The organism is Herbaspirillum sp. CAH-3 (genome assembly GCF_009668275.1).
In the GTDB taxonomy this organism is placed as follows: Bacteria; Pseudomonadota; Gammaproteobacteria; order Burkholderiales; family Burkholderiaceae_D; genus Herbaspirillum; species Herbaspirillum aquaticum.
In genome coordinates, this window is sequence record NZ_VSWE01000005.1 from 116,013 (window position 1) to 129,797 (window position 13,785).

Here is a 13,785-nt window from a genome sequence, read left to right on the forward strand (position 1 = left end):
ACAAGTCTTCGCCGCCCCCTTCTTCCCCTTCTTCCCTTGACTGTCTCCCTGCTTTCCTCGCTGACGCTGTGCGCTGCATTTTGCTCGCCGCTGGCCGCCGCCGCACCGCCCAATACCATGCCCGCGAGCGTGGCCAGCTTGTCCGACGATCTCCCGTCCGACTTCAGCGACGCGCTCGATGCAACCACCCGTGAGCAGGTCTTGCGCGGCCGCTACGTCGCGCGGCTGGGCGATTGCGTGGCCTGTCACACACACGACAAGGGCAAGCCCATGGCCGGTGGCCTGGCGTTGGAGACCCCCTTCGGCAAACTTTATTCCACCAACATCACGCCAGATCGACAGACCGGAATCGGTCAGTACAGCTTCGCCCAATTCGATCGCGTCATGCGCGAAGGGGTAACGGCAGACGGCCGCCATCTTTATCCGGCGATGCCCTACCCGTCCTACGCCAAGATGAGCGAAGAGGATATGCGTGCCCTCTACGTCTACCTGATGCAGGCGGTCAAGCCGGTGACGCTGCCGAACCGCCCACTGGAAATGTCCTTCCCCTTCAACCAGCGCTGGGGCATGGCGCTGTGGAACATGGCCTTCCTGCAGCGCAGTGCATTCGAGCCCGATCCGGCGCGCTCGGCGCAGTGGAATCGCGGTGCCTACATCGTCTAGGGACCGGGGCATTGCGGGGCCTGTCATACCCCGCGCGGCATCGGCATGCAGGAAAAGACCATGAGTGAATCCGGCAGCAATGGTCCGCTGTTCCTCTCCGGCGAGACGGTGGAACATTGGCGCGCGCTCGATCTGCGCGGCCGCTGGCGGCCCGAGGATGTGGCCGGACTGCTGCGCACCGGCAGCAACCGCTTCGGTACGGTGGCGGGCAACATGGTCGACGTGGTCCAGCACAGCACGCAATACCTGAGCAACGAGGACCTGCTGGCCGTCGGCACTTATCTGGCCAGCTTGTCGCCGGCGTCCCCGCAACGACCATCCCCGGCGGTTGCCGCAACTGTCACCAGCACCGTCCCGGCCGAGCTCTACAGCACGCGCGGCGGGCTGGGGTATCTGCAGTTCTGCGCCACCTGTCATCGCAGCGACGGCAACGGGGTGCAAGACTTGTTCCCGCCCCTGGCGGGCAATCCGACCCTGCAAAGCGATGAGCCCTCCTCGCTGATCCACATCATGCTCACCGGATGGCGTGCGGCACGCACTCATGCCCAGCCCAAGGCGATGAGCATGCCGGCGTTTTCCGCGTTGAGCGATGGCGAGATTGCCGAGATCCTCAACTTCGCACGGGCCAGCTGGGGTGGACGTCAACAGGGCAATATCAGCGCGCACCAAGTCGCCCGGCTGCGTTCCGAACTGGGGACGCCGCAGCAGAGACCCGAAGGCCCTCGCTTCGAAGCGCCGCGCCTGGCCGACATGCTGAAAGAAAAAAATTCTCCTCAGCTCATCCGTGGCGCCCGTCTCAATATCGAGACCGGCCGCCTGCTGCCCCAGCACGTGGGCAACGGACTGAACTGCGCCAGCTGCCATCTCAATGCCGGCACCGTCGGCGGCGGTTCGCCCTATGTGGGCGTGTCGGCCGCCTTCCCGTCCTACGCGGCACGCGCCGGGCGCGTCATCACGCTGGAAGATCGCATCAATGGCTGCTTCCCCCGCTCCATGAACGGCAAGCCCTTGCCGCCGGGATCGCAAGACATGCAAGCCATGCTGGCCTATATCGAGTGGATGCGCCGTGATGCGCAACCCGGCGGCAAGGTGCCGGGACGTGGCATCGGCAAGATCGACCACAATCTGAAGCCGGATCCGGTCAACGGTGAACGCATCTACCGCGCGCAGTGCGCCGCCTGTCATGGTCCGCAGGGCGAAGGTATCCGCAGTCGCGACGGCCAGTGGATCTACCCTGCGCTATGGGGCGAGGAGTCCTTCAACATCGGCGCCGGCATGGCGCGCACCTATACTGCGGCGGCCTTCGTCAAACGCAACATGCCCATCGCCCTGCATGACCGCTTCCCGCTGGGCCAGGGCGGACTATCGGACCAGGATGCGGTGGACGTGGCCGAGTTCTTCACGCACCAGCCGCGCCCGGATTTCGCCCTCAAGTCCAAGGACTGGCCACGGGACAAGAAGCCGGCCGATGCACGCTACTGAAGCGCGGTGAGCGTTGCGGTGCGCCGTCAGAACCACTGGTTGGCCTGCTTCAGGTCGCTGCGCAGCTCGCGGAAACAATGATCGGTCCAGTGGCTGCGGCTGACCTCGTTGCGGCGCATGAGGACGATCTTGCGTTTCAAGGTCGGCTGCCGCAGCGGGGCCACGTGCAGGCTGTCATCGCGCAGGTAGGTGGTGTAGAGGCTGGGCATGATGCCGATGGCGATGCCCGAGCGCACCACGCCGTAAAGCGATTCACTGTGCACCACCTGGTAGCGTCGCGATGACGCCAGCCCGTGTTGCATCAGTGCCGCCGACGCGAATTCCCATACGCTGCCCTGGGTGAAGAGCACGATCTCCTCGCCCGCCATCTGCCGCCACTGCACTTCCTTGGCCGCCGACAAGGGATGGCGGCGTGAGACGATCAAGACCAGTTCATCCTCGAACAGGGTCACCGTCTCCAGCGTCTGCGAAGACAGCGAATCCGGCGGCTTGATGCCCACGCAGAAATCCAGCTTGCCCGAATGCAGCGCATCGAGCAGGGCATCGTTGGGCATATCCTGTAGCAGGATTTCCACATGTTCGTCATGCGCCTGGTTGTAGCGCGCAATCACCGCCGCCGTCAGCGTGACCGCCGAAGGAATCGCCCCGACCCGGATACGGTGGCGTCCGGTACCGATGGCGTGCTCGATATCGTCGAAGATGTTGCTGGCCGTATTGAGCAGGTGGCGCGCGTATTCCAGCACCACGCTGCCCTGCGCGGTCAGGCTGATCTGGTGCGTGGTGCGGTCGAAAAGCCGCGTCCCGAGCTGGTTTTCGAGCTGCTTGATGGACGCCGACAAGGCCGGCTGGGTCACCGCCAGGGCATCGGCGGCGCGGCTGAAACTGTTGGTGTCGGCCAGGGTGACCAGGGCCTGCAGGTGCCGCAGGGTGACTTTCTGATTCAGTTTGATCATGGCAAGCGCTCAAAAGAAGTCGGCAAGCAGGCAATCACGGGATGGGAAACGCCGCCTGGTTATAAATCGAATTTATGAAATTATAAATATAAACAAATTATATTATTTAACGTCTTGTCCTATCCTCCACACCGTTCTCAACAAAATCCAACACTGAACGGTCGCAAGACCATCTCAATACCACAGGGGCAGGCATGAAAAAACACTGGATGATAGGCGCGCTGGCCATTCCGGCAGCGCTGGCAGGCGCACAGGCACAGGCGCAAAGCAAGGTCGAGATCTACGGTCTCATCTCGGGGGGCGTGGGTTATCTCACCAACCAGGGCGGTCCGCACAACTTCGAGGCGCTCTCGGGCACCAACCAGAATCCGCGCATCGGCTTCCGTGGCCAGGAAGACCTGGGCGGCGGCACCCGTGCCATCTTCACGCTGGAAAACGGCTTCAACATGATGACCGGCGCGGCCTCGCAAAACGGCCGCCTGTTCGGCCGCCAGTCCTGGGTCGGCCTGGCCTCCAACAGCATGGGTACCTTGACCCTGGGCCGCCAGTATGAAGCGGTCAAGGACTACCTGGGCCCGGTGGTCATCGCCTCCAACGGCGTGCACATCGGCGACAACGACAACGGCTACAACAACCTGCGGGTCCAGAACTCGGTCAAGTATGTCAGCCCGATGTTCAACGATTTCAACGTTACCGCCTTGTATGGATTTGGCGAAGCCGCCGGTGATGCAGCAGTCAACCGCGTCATGAGCATCGGCTCCGGCTACAAGGGCGGCAACTTCCGCTGGGCCGTGGCCTACACCCAGATGGACCAGCCCAACAGCAGCAAGAGTCCCGACGGCGCCATGGGCAACGACTATGCCAGCTCGCTGCTGATCTTCAACAAGAGCGCACTCAACAGCTCGGCCGGCGTACGCCGCCAGCGCATTGCCGGGACCGGCGGTTTCTATACCGTTGGCAAGACCGACTTCGGTGCCATGTACAGCAACGTCAAGTACGAATACCTGGACAACACCAAGCTGACGCTGCAGAACTTCGACATCAACCTGGTGCACCACTACACGCCGGCGCTGAACCTGGGCGCGTCCTACTTCTACACCACCGGCAAGTACGACACCATCAACAAGAACCCGAAGTGGCACCAGATCAACCTGCAGGCGGACTACTTCCTCTCCAAGCGCACCGACGTGGCCATCACCTACAGCTACCAGCTGGCCGCGGGTGATGCGACCAAGGCCACCATCTTCGGCTTCCCCTCGTCCAGCGACAAGAAGCAGGCCGTGCTGATGCTGGGCGTTCGCCACGTGTTCTAAGCATTACTTGTTCTCCCCAGGCCTGGCCAGTGGCTCCCGCGCTGGCCGGGCCTACAATATGCAGTCTTTTTACCGGTATCAAGGATCCGCCATGTTCAAGCCCGCACGTTTCTTCCGTCCCCTCGCCGCCCTGGCCATGACCGGCCTCGGCCTGTCCCTGCTGGCGACCCCGGCCCACGCGGAAAAGCGCACGCTGGTGCTGTCGGCGTATCCGATTTCCCAGCCGCTGTTCAACAAGCTGGTCTATGCGCCCTTCAAGGAAAAATGCGGCTGCGAGATCGTGGTGGAAACCGGCAACAATGCCGATCGCATCGCCAAGCTCGACGCCCGCCGCAACAATCCGGTGGTGGACCTGGTGCTGCTGTCGGACTTCGGCATGCTCGAAGCCGCCCGCAAGGGCCTGGTACAGCCGCTGGACTATGCCAAGCTGAAGAATTACAGTCAGATCTATCCCTTCGCCCGCAATCCCATCGGCGGCAATTACGCAGTCGGCTACACCATCTATTCGGTCGGCCTGGTCTACCGCAGCGACAAGACGCGCGCCCCGCAATCCTGGAAGGACCTGTGGAGTCCCGAACTGAAGGGCCGCCTGGCGCTGCCTGATGTGAGCACCACGCAAGGCCCGCTGGCCCTGCAGATGGCCGACCTGGCCTGGGGCGGCAAGGGCGGCAACTATGGCACCGGCATGCAGAAGATCCTCTCGATCAAGAACAACGTGGTGACCTTCACCAAGAACAGCGCGCAGTTGTCGTCGCTGTTTGCCCAGGACGAGATCTGGGTGGCACCGGTGGCGCGCTTCACCTGGTCGCAACTGATGAAGACCGGCATGCCGCTGAAATGGGCCATCCCCGCCGAAGGCCAGGCCGCCGGCATGAACGTGATGGGCATCGTCGCCAAATCGAAGAATGCCGACCTGGCTTACCAGCTGATGGACTTCTGGCTCTCCAAGGAAGTGCAGACGGCGCTGGCCATGGAACTGGTGGATTCGCCGGTCAATACGCAAGTCGTGCTGCCCAAGGACAAGGCCGAATTCAATACCTATGGCGGTGAGCACATCGCCTCGCTCAAGTTCGTCAAGCCGGAAGACCTGCTGAAGTACCGCTCGGGCTGGCTGGAACAGTGGAACAAGGGCATCAGCAAGTAAGCGTAACCTTTCACGCCGTGGCGACGCCTGCCGCTGGCAGTGCGCCGCCCTTTTCTTTCCGGACCTCGTTTGCGCCCCATGCTCGCCTCTTCCAAATCACGCCTCGGACTGATGCTGGTCACGCCTGCGCTGATCTTCACATTGGTCTGTTTCCTGCTGCCGGTGGCGGCCCTGCTGCTGGATGCCTTCCGCATCGGCGGCCCCGACAGCCTCGACGGCGGCCCGCTGCAATGGAGCCTGGCCCGCTTCGCCGATTTCTTTGCCGAGCCCCTGCACCTGCAGGTTCTCTGGCGCACCCTGCGCATTGCGGCCCTGGTGACGCTCTGCTCGGCCCTGCTCTGCTATCCCGCCGCCCAGGCCATCGTGCGGGTGCCTGCGCGCTGGCGCGGGCTGGTGCTGGGCATGATGATCCTGCCGCTGATGGTCTCGCCCATTGCGCGTACCTATGCCTGGATCGTGCTGTTCGGACGCAATGGTGCGGTCAACGCGGTGCTGCTGCAGCTGGGGCTGGCCGATGAACCGCAACGCCTGCTCTTTACCGAAATGGCGGTCTTCGTGGGCCTGCTGCAATTGCTGCTGCCCCTGATGCTGATGTCGCTCGTCAGTGCGATGGAAAACATTTCGGCCGACCTCGCACTGGCCGCCTCGACGCTGGGCGCCAATGCCTGGCAGGTATTTACCCGCGTGACGCTGCCGCTGACGCAGGAAGGCCTGATCGTGGGCGGCACCCTGGTCTTTACCGGCAGCGTCACCGCCTACGTCACCCCGGCCCTGCTGGGTGGACCGAAGGTCTTGATGCTGGAAACGCTGCTCTACCAGAAGGTCAGCGTGGAAAGTGATTTCGGCACCGCCAACGTGATCGCGGTGATCCTGGTGGCGATGACGCTGGCCGTCAACGCCGGCTTGAAACGTATTGCCGCACCCCGGAGGACGACATGAAACAAGGACTTTTCCCGCGCGTGGTGCTGTGGGCCGTGATGCTGTTCCTGCTTGGGCCCTTCATCATCGTCTTCCTGGCCGGGTTCAGCGGCGGCGAGACGCTGGCCTTCCCGCCACCCTCCTATTCGCTGCGCTGGATCGTTTCGGTGCTGCAGGCCGAGGAATTCCGCCAGGCCTTCGGCACCAGCCTGCAGATCGGCTTGCTGGCGACCGTGATCGCGCTGCTGCTGGGCGTACCCGTGGCTTATGCGATGTCGCGCATGCCGCCGCCGGGCATGGCGGTGATCAAGCAGGTGCTGACGTCGCCGCTGATCATCCCGGCCATGCTGGTGGGCCTGGGCCTGTTGCGCCACTTCGTGCTGCTGGTCGATGCCCCCGTCTTCCTGGGCCTGCTGATCGGCCACGTCGGGCTGCTCACGCCCTATGCCGTGCGGGTGGTCTATTCCAGCCTGGCCAACCTGCGGGTCGATATCGAGGAAGCCGCCATCACCTTGGGGGCCACGCGCATGCAGACCTTCCGGCTGGTGGTGCTGCCCAATATCCGGGGCGCGGTGATCGCGGCCTTCTTCCTGGCCTTCGTGACCTCCTTCAACCAGGTGCCGGTGTCGCTGTTCCTCACCGGCCCGGGCATCAGCACCCTGCCCATCGAAATGCTGGGCCACATGGAAAACAGTTTCGATCCTTCCATTGCCGCGCTGTCCACGCTGCTGGTGCTGTTCACCATGGCCTTCGTGCTGGTCACCGAAAAGGTGCTGGGCATTTCCAAATACATGTGATGTGAGAACCTGATGAGTTACCTGAATCTGCAGCAAGTGGCGCTCGGCTACGGCAACGCCAGGACCGCCGTGGAAGGCCTGGACCTGGCCGTGGAACGCGGCGAACTGATTTCGCTGCTGGGCCCCAGCGGCTGCGGCAAGACCACCACCATGCGCGCCATCGCCGGCCTGATCGACCTGCGCGCCGGCCGCATCACGCTCGATGGCCGCGACATCAGCCGCCTGCCGCCCAACAAGCGCGACATCGGCCTGGTATTCCAGTCCTATGCGCTGTTCCCGCACCTGAACGTATTCGACAACGTGGCCTTCGGCCTGCGCCTGCGCAAGGTGCCGGCCGCCGAATTGCGCCAGCGCGTCGAGAAGGTCATCGCCGCCGTCGGCCTGGCCGGTTTCGAAGCGCGCCTGCCTGCGCAGATGTCGGGCGGCCAGCAACAGCGCGTGGCGCTGGCGCGTGCCATCGTGATCGAACCCAAGCTGCTGTTGCTGGATGAACCGCTGTCCAACCTCGATGCCAAGCTGCGTGTGCAGATGCGTGCCGAGCTGCGCCGCATCCAGCGCGAGCTCGGCATCACCATGCTCTACGTGACCCACGACCAGGATGAAGCGCTGGCCATGTCGGACCGTATCGTGGTCATGAACAGCGGCAAGATCGAGCAGCTCGATACGCCCGAGCAGCTCTTCAATGCGCCGCGCACGCGCTTCGTGGCCAACTTCATGGGCTTCGAGAACCTGTTCGATTATCGCGACGGCCAGCTGCACGGTGCGGCGGGCCAACTGCCGCTGGCCGGCCTGCCCGCAGGCACCGCCTGCGCCGGATGGCGGGTGCAGCAGGTGCAGGTCGGCAGCGGTCCCTACGCGGGCCGCGTGCTCTCGCGCGGTTTCCTCGGCGAGCATGTCGAATACCTGTTGCAGACCGCGCTGGGCGAGGTGCGCGGCATAGCGCCCGCCGCCCTCGCTTCGGCCCGTGAAGGCGACACCGTGCACTTCGACCTGCCCGCGCATGAGGCACTGGCATTGGCTGCCTGAGCTCCCCTCGACCTTTGAAGAAGAAGACAAACATGCACAAGATCTGGCTCGATACCGACCCCGGCTTTGACGACTGGCTGGCCATGCTGATGCTGTCGGCCAACCTTGAGGTGAACTGGCTGGGCGTTTCAGTCGTGGCAGGCAATGCCCCGCTGGTCACCACCTACGACAATGCGCTGCGCATCAAGCAGCATTACCAGCTCGACGTGCCCGTCTATGCGGGCTGCGAGCGGCCGCTGGCCGGCGCCGTGGAAACTGCACAAGGCATCCTCGGTGAATCCGGCATGGCCACCACGGGCGATGCCCTGCCCCAGGTCGACATCGCCGAGCTCGAAGCGCGCCAGTCCCGGCAACTGCAACGCGATCCGCTGCCGAATGCAGTCGATGCCATGATCGAGGCGATCCGCCTGCATGCGGGCGAGATCACGCTCATGTGCATCGCCCCGCTGACCAATGTGGCCGTGGCCTTGCAGCGCGCGCCCGAGATCGCGGGCATGGTCAAGGAAATCATCCTCATGGGCGGCTCGGCCGACCAGGGCAATCACACGGCAGCTGCAGAATTCAATATCTTTGCCGATCCGGAAGCGGCGGATGTGGTGTTCCGCTCCGGCATCCCGCTGCGCATGTTCGGCCTGAACCTGTGCCGCCAGCTGCTGGTGACCGCCGCAGAAGTCCAGCAGGTACGGGCCTTGGGTACCCCGCGCGCCAAATGGCTGGCAGGCTACTTCGATGCCTACCTGCGCATCCGCAGTCCGGACGGCTCGGTACCCATGCCGATGTATGACCCGGCGGTGGCGATCTGGCTCAAGCGGCCGGAATTGTTCAGCTTCCAGCCGGCGCGGGTGGACATCGAATTGCAGGGCCGCCTCACGCGCGGCATGACGGTCTGCGAATTCCGCGTACCGCGCCGCGCCCCGGCCAATACCGAGGTCGCCATGACGGTCGACGGCCCGCGTGCCATGCAATGCATGATGCAGGAATTGCTGGGCAGGCTCTCCTGAAGACGCCGACCTCCAAGCTCAATGGCCCCGGCCCTCTCCACTGATTTGCGTTTCATGACCCTCGACAACCACCACCAACAAGACACCGGCCCGCTCACGCTCGAACAATTCGTGCGGGCGCTGCCCAAGGTCGAACTGCATTGCCACCTGTTCGGCGCGGTGCGCCGCGAGACCTTCAGCGATCTCTCCGCCCGCGCCGGTCATCCGGTCTCGCCGGAAGAGATCGACGCCTTCTATACCCGCGGTGAAAAACCGGTCGGCGTGCTGCGCGTGCTGCGCGCCCTGGATGCCGAGCTGATCCGCCAGCCCGACGACCTCTACCGCATCACCTACGAATACCTGCAGGATGCCCACGCCCACGGCGTGGCCTGGAGCGAGTTCTTCTGGAACCCGACCGGCACGGTGCGCGTCTCGGGCATTGCCTACGCCGACGCGCAGGACGCCATCGTGCGTGCCATCGTCGATGCAGAACGCGAGATCGGCATCATCGGACGCCTGATCCCCAGCATCGACCGCGAAGCCAGCCCCGAAGAAGCCGTGGCCATGGTGCAGTGGATGCTGGCCAGGCGCGCACCGCAAGTGGTAGGCATCGGCATGGATTACCGCGAGAATGATCGTCCGCCCGAACTGTTCGAAGCGGCTTACCGCCTGGCGCGCGAAGCGGGCCTGAAGAGCACGGCGCATGCCGGTGAATTCGGCATGCCCTGGCACAACGTGGCCACCGCCATCGACCTGCTGCAGGTGGACCGCATCGACCATGGCTACACCATCGTCGACAACCCCGAACTGATGCAACGTTGCGTCGAACGCGGGCTGGTCTTCACGGTGGTGCCGACCAACTCTTACTACTTGCGCACGCTGGCGCCGCAGCGCTGGGCGCAGGATCATCCGATCCGCCAGATGCTGGCGGCCGGGCTGCGTTTGCACCCCAACACCGACGATCCGACGCTGCACCTGGTCACGCCCAGCGGTGCCTGGCTGATGATGCTGCAACTGGGCGCGCAGGTCAGTGACTTCAAGGCCTTCATGCTCAATGGCCTGGATGCGGCGTGGATGGCGCCGTCGCTGCGCCAGCAATGGCGCAGCCAGTGGACTGCCCGCTTCGACCAGCTGCACGCGCGCCTGCAGGCCTGACAGGCCCTAGGCCGCCATGTCGATGACCATGCCGTCATCGTCATGGAATTCCCCCTGGTCCACCCGGAACGCGCCCACCAGGTCGGCCATCCGTTCGGTCGCCAGGCGCATCGCCTCGGCGGCCGCCGAAGACTGCTGCACCAGTGCCACATTGTGCTGCGTGATCTGCTCCATGGCGCTGACGGACTCGGCCACCTGAACCACGCCGGCTGACTGCTGCGTGCTCACGCTGGCGATCTCGGCAATGACCCGGCTTACGCTGCCCACCTGCACCACCACCTCCTGCATGGTCAGGCCGGCCGCCTGGGCACGCTGGCTGCCCTCTTCGATCTGCTGCGCCGACGCTTCGATCAGGGTCTTGATCTCCTGGGCGGCGGCCGCCGAACGTTGTGCCAATACCCGCACCTCGCTGGCGACCACCCCGAAGCCGCGCCCGTGCGCGCCTGCATGGGCGGCCTCCACGGCCGCATTGAGCGCCAGCAAGTTGGTCTGGAAGGCAATCTCGTCGATCACCGTGATGATCTCGACGATGCGTCCGGCAGCGGCCTGGATCGCCGCCATCTTGATGACCACCTGGTCGACTGCCGCACCACCCTCGGCGGCGACTTGCGCGGCCGAGTCCGCCAGGGTGCTGGCCCGCTGGGCACAGGTGGCGCTCTGCTGCGCGGTGGCGCTCAGCTGTTCCATGGCAGCGGCGGTTTCCTCCAGCGAGCAGGCCTGCTGTTGCGAGCGTGCGGCCAGGTCCAGTGCGCCATCAGCGATGTTGCCGGCGGAACCACGGATGACCTTGGCCCCATGGCGTACCTGGCACACGATGTGGCGCAGCCCCTGCTGCATGTCCTGCAGGGAAGCCAGCAGCTTGCCGGTCTCGCCCTTGACCTCGACTTCGATCTGGCCGCACAAGTCGCCCTTGGCCACCTGTGTGGCCAGATGAGCGGCCTGGCTGAGCGGCCCGGTGATCAGGGTGTACAGGCTGGTCAGGCTCACCGCCATGACCAGCAGCACCACGCCTGCCAACAGGGTGGTCGCGGCATTGAGTGACTCCGCGCGCTGGCTTGCCTGGACGATCTCGCGCTCCGTGCGCGCCTCCAGCATCGCCAGGAATTCATCCACCGGACGCATGATGCGTGCCTTCTCCACGTGATAGGCATGGTCATGCAGGATGCGCCGGGCCAATTCCAGGTCAGGCTCGGCCAGCAGCAGGTCAGCACCCTGGCGGCCCTGGTAGCGGCCTTGCACGATGTTCATGGCCTGGGTCTCGGTGGCCACCAGCGTGTCGGAGTTGCGCTTGGCTTCGAGCAGCTTGTCCATCTCCGCCTGGGTGAAGCCGGCTTGTTGCATCAACTCGCCCAGCGAGGCGGTCACGCTGCTGTCCGGACGGGGCGGCTGGCCGTCGGCGGCGACCAGGTCCCAGTAGATGCGCTGGTATTGTTCCGGACGTGCGCGCTTGCCGTCGCGAATGTCCAGGATCGCTTGATACTGCCGTGCATACTCCGGGTTGCCGGAGATCACATAAGTGCGCGCCAGGCGCGTGAGATCATCCGAGCTCTGCCGCAACTCCTCGGCCAGCTGCTGCGACACGTATCGCCGCTGATGCGCCTGGTTGAGCCCGCGCTCGGCCTGCGATTCGGCCATGGCCACCACCACCAGCGTCACCATCAGCACGGAAATGATGAAAGTGATCGTCAGCAGAATTTGCCTGATCGAGAAACGTTTATAGATGGACATCTTCCCCTCCCTGTTCGTCTGAAAAATCCGACCGGGCCGCGCAAAGCCTCTTGGGCAGTGCCTCGCCGACCGGCAGGCGGACGATACGTGGAGGGCTTGGCTTAGGGGCGAAACGCAGGAAGATGCTTGATGAATCTAGAATTAGTTCGCTTTTTTTATCGAATAAATTTGAATTTCTCTCTAAAACTATCCTGATCCGTAACAAAAATATCAGAGCCTTTTCAGTCCATCACCGACATCTAGTTCACCATCGTGTGAGCGCCAGCAAGAAAAGCGAACCCGGTTCACAATAGCGGACTTTGCCCTGCAGACTGCTGCCCATGAACCCTGTTGCACCGCGTGCTGCCAATCATCCTCGTTTCCTGTTGTTCCTGATCTGTGCCTTTGCCTCGGCCGGCCAGCTGGCCATCGACCTCTACGTGCCGGCCCTGCCGGAGATGGCGGTCGATTACGCCACCTCGGCCCAGGCGATCCAGACCAGCGTGACCGGCTACCTGATTGCCTATGCCTTCGGGCAGTTGGTCTTCGGTCCGCTGGCCGATGCCTACGGACGCAAGCGCATCCTGGTCCTGGGGCTCAGTCTGTTCACGCTGGGCTGCGTGCTCTCGCTGGCCGCCCCCAACCTGGAAACCTTCGTCGCGGCGCGGGTGCTGCAGGGCTTCGGCATTGCGGCCACCAACCTGCTGGCCAAGGCCATCATCACCGACTCCTTCACCGGCCAAACCCTGGTCCATGCCTACACCTACATGGCCATCGCCTGGGGGCTGGCACCGATCATCGCGCCGGTGATCGGCGCCCACCTGCAGGAGGCCTTCGGCTGGCGCTCCTGCCTGGTGTTCCTGCTGGTGTATTCGTTCGCCATGTGGGCCATCCTGTGGAAGTATCGGGAGACACTGGCCCGGCCGGTGCACCTGCATCCGGCCACCTTGCTCAAGAATGCGCGCATGGTGCTGGCCAGCCCGGTGTTCCAGAGCTGCTTCCTGGCGCAGGGACTGTGCTACAGCATCCTGCTGGTGTTCAACATCGTCGGCCCCTTCATGGTGCAGAACACCTTGCACCAGCCGCCCACCTTCTTCGGCTACCTGGCCCTGGCCATCGGCATGATGTATTTCCTGGGCGGCATCTCCAACCGCATCCACCATCGCCGCCTGCCCTCGGCCGAACAGCGGCTGCGCATCGGCGCGCGCGTCATGACGGTGGCGGCCTTCGCCATGCTGGCGCTGGCCCTGCTGGTCGGGCTGACGGTGTGGACGCTCATCACGCCGGTGCTGGTGATGGCCTTCTGTGCCGGCGCCATGTATCCCACGCTCATGGCCAAGGGCAATTCGATCTTCCCGCACATTGCCGGACTGACCAGCGCCATCCTGGGCTTTGCGCTGCTGCTGGTGTCCTCTGGGATGATGGGATTGGCCGGTTTTGTCTCCATCCATAGCCTCACGCCGCTGGCAGTGTTCTTCTGCATCGTCGGGCTGACCGTCATTGCCATGGTGGGCAAACTGCTGCAGCACCTGCAGGTGCCGGCGGTCCCCGGGGCGTTGCCAATCCGACCATCAGAAAAACCCTGATACCGGCGCAACGGCCATGGGCATACGATGCAGTCATCGACACTGATTCATTGCCCGGAGA

At 64.0% G+C, this 13,785-nt stretch carries 10 protein-coding genes and 1 pseudogene; 9 read left to right on the plus strand and 2 right to left on the minus strand.

Annotation, left to right across the window (positions count from 1 at the left end; genetic code table 11):
* Positions 1-90 precede the first annotated feature (90 nt).
* Positions 91-2,145, plus strand: a pseudogene (locus FYB76_RS07970) (c-type cytochrome).
* Between the two features lie 26 nt (positions 2,146-2,171).
* Here FYB76_RS07970 and FYB76_RS07975 read toward each other — a convergent pair.
* Positions 2,172-3,098, minus strand: a complete 927-nt coding sequence (locus FYB76_RS07975; RefSeq protein ID WP_088754465.1) for a LysR family transcriptional regulator — start codon at positions 3,096-3,098, stop codon at positions 2,172-2,174.
* A 194-nt stretch (positions 3,099-3,292) separates the two neighbouring features.
* On the opposite strand from FYB76_RS07975, the gene FYB76_RS07980 reads away from it, so the two are divergent.
* The 7 genes from FYB76_RS07980 to FYB76_RS08010 all read left to right on the plus strand — a co-directional run bounded on the left by FYB76_RS07980 (position 3,293) and on the right by FYB76_RS08010 (position 10,431).
* A complete protein-coding gene (locus tag FYB76_RS07980; RefSeq protein WP_195724601.1) occupies positions 3,293-4,411 on the plus strand; it encodes a porin in 1,119 nt (372 codons plus the stop codon).
* Between the two features lie 91 nt (positions 4,412-4,502).
* Positions 4,503-5,555 (plus strand): PotD/PotF family extracellular solute-binding protein, encoded by a 1,053-nt coding sequence (locus tag FYB76_RS07985; protein WP_154133291.1) that lies wholly within the window; start codon positions 4,503-4,505, stop codon positions 5,553-5,555.
* Positions 5,556-5,633: 78 nt separating this feature from the next.
* Positions 5,634-6,494, plus strand: coding sequence for an ABC transporter permease (locus FYB76_RS07990; protein ID WP_088754462.1), 861 nt, complete (start codon positions 5,634-5,636; stop codon positions 6,492-6,494).
* The gene (locus FYB76_RS07995) at positions 6,491-7,270 is read left to right on the plus strand and encodes an ABC transporter permease (protein WP_088754461.1); all 780 of its coding nucleotides are present in this window, start codon (positions 6,491-6,493) and stop codon (positions 7,268-7,270) included. The genes FYB76_RS07990 and FYB76_RS07995 overlap by 4 nt, the downstream gene beginning before the upstream one ends.
* 12 nt (positions 7,271-7,282) lie before the next feature.
* Entirely contained in the window at positions 7,283-8,296 is a 1,014-nt protein-coding gene (locus tag FYB76_RS08000) for an ABC transporter ATP-binding protein (RefSeq protein WP_154133292.1), read from the plus strand.
* 32 nt (positions 8,297-8,328) lie between these two features.
* On the plus strand, positions 8,329-9,297 hold the full coding sequence (locus FYB76_RS08005; RefSeq protein WP_154133293.1) for a nucleoside hydrolase: 969 nt from the start codon (positions 8,329-8,331) through the stop codon (positions 9,295-9,297).
* A 54-nt stretch (positions 9,298-9,351) separates the two neighbouring features.
* Positions 9,352-10,431 (plus strand): adenosine deaminase, encoded by a 1,080-nt coding sequence (locus FYB76_RS08010; protein WP_154133294.1) that lies wholly within the window; start codon positions 9,352-9,354, stop codon positions 10,429-10,431.
* Between the two features lie 6 nt (positions 10,432-10,437).
* Here FYB76_RS08010 and FYB76_RS08015 read toward each other — a convergent pair whose 3' ends face one another.
* Complete coding sequence (locus tag FYB76_RS08015; RefSeq protein ID WP_154133295.1) at positions 10,438-12,159, minus strand: methyl-accepting chemotaxis protein; 1,722 nt, start codon at positions 12,157-12,159, stop codon at positions 10,438-10,440.
* A 320-nt stretch (positions 12,160-12,479) separates the two neighbouring features.
* Here FYB76_RS08015 and FYB76_RS08020 point away from each other — a divergent pair, with 320 nt between their 5' ends.
* Positions 12,480-13,724, plus strand: coding sequence for a multidrug effflux MFS transporter (locus FYB76_RS08020; RefSeq protein WP_088754457.1), 1,245 nt, complete (start codon positions 12,480-12,482; stop codon positions 13,722-13,724).
* The last annotated feature ends 61 nt before the right edge of the window (positions 13,725-13,785 follow it).

Bases quoted from the DNA above. Each gene is read 5' to 3' on its own strand.
- FYB76_RS07975 (WP_088754465.1), bottom strand. From the start codon at position 3,098: ATGATCAAACTGAATCAGAAAGTCACCCTGCGGCACCTGCAGGCCCTG.
- FYB76_RS07980 (WP_195724601.1), top strand. From the start codon at position 3,293: ATGAAAAAACACTGGATGATAGGCGCGCTGGCCATTCCGGCAGCGCTG.
- FYB76_RS07985 (WP_154133291.1), top strand. From the start codon at position 4,503: ATGTTCAAGCCCGCACGTTTCTTCCGTCCCCTCGCCGCCCTGGCCATG.
- FYB76_RS07990 (WP_088754462.1), top strand. From the start codon at position 5,634: ATGCTCGCCTCTTCCAAATCACGCCTCGGACTGATGCTGGTCACGCCT.
- FYB76_RS07995 (WP_088754461.1), top strand. From the start codon at position 6,491: ATGAAACAAGGACTTTTCCCGCGCGTGGTGCTGTGGGCCGTGATGCTG.
- FYB76_RS08000 (WP_154133292.1), top strand. From the start codon at position 7,283: ATGAGTTACCTGAATCTGCAGCAAGTGGCGCTCGGCTACGGCAACGCC.
- FYB76_RS08005 (WP_154133293.1), top strand. From the start codon at position 8,329: ATGCACAAGATCTGGCTCGATACCGACCCCGGCTTTGACGACTGGCTG.
- FYB76_RS08010 (WP_154133294.1), top strand. From the start codon at position 9,352: ATGACCCTCGACAACCACCACCAACAAGACACCGGCCCGCTCACGCTC.
- FYB76_RS08015 (WP_154133295.1), bottom strand. From the start codon at position 12,159: ATGTCCATCTATAAACGTTTCTCGATCAGGCAAATTCTGCTGACGATC.
- FYB76_RS08020 (WP_088754457.1), top strand. From the start codon at position 12,480: ATGAACCCTGTTGCACCGCGTGCTGCCAATCATCCTCGTTTCCTGTTG.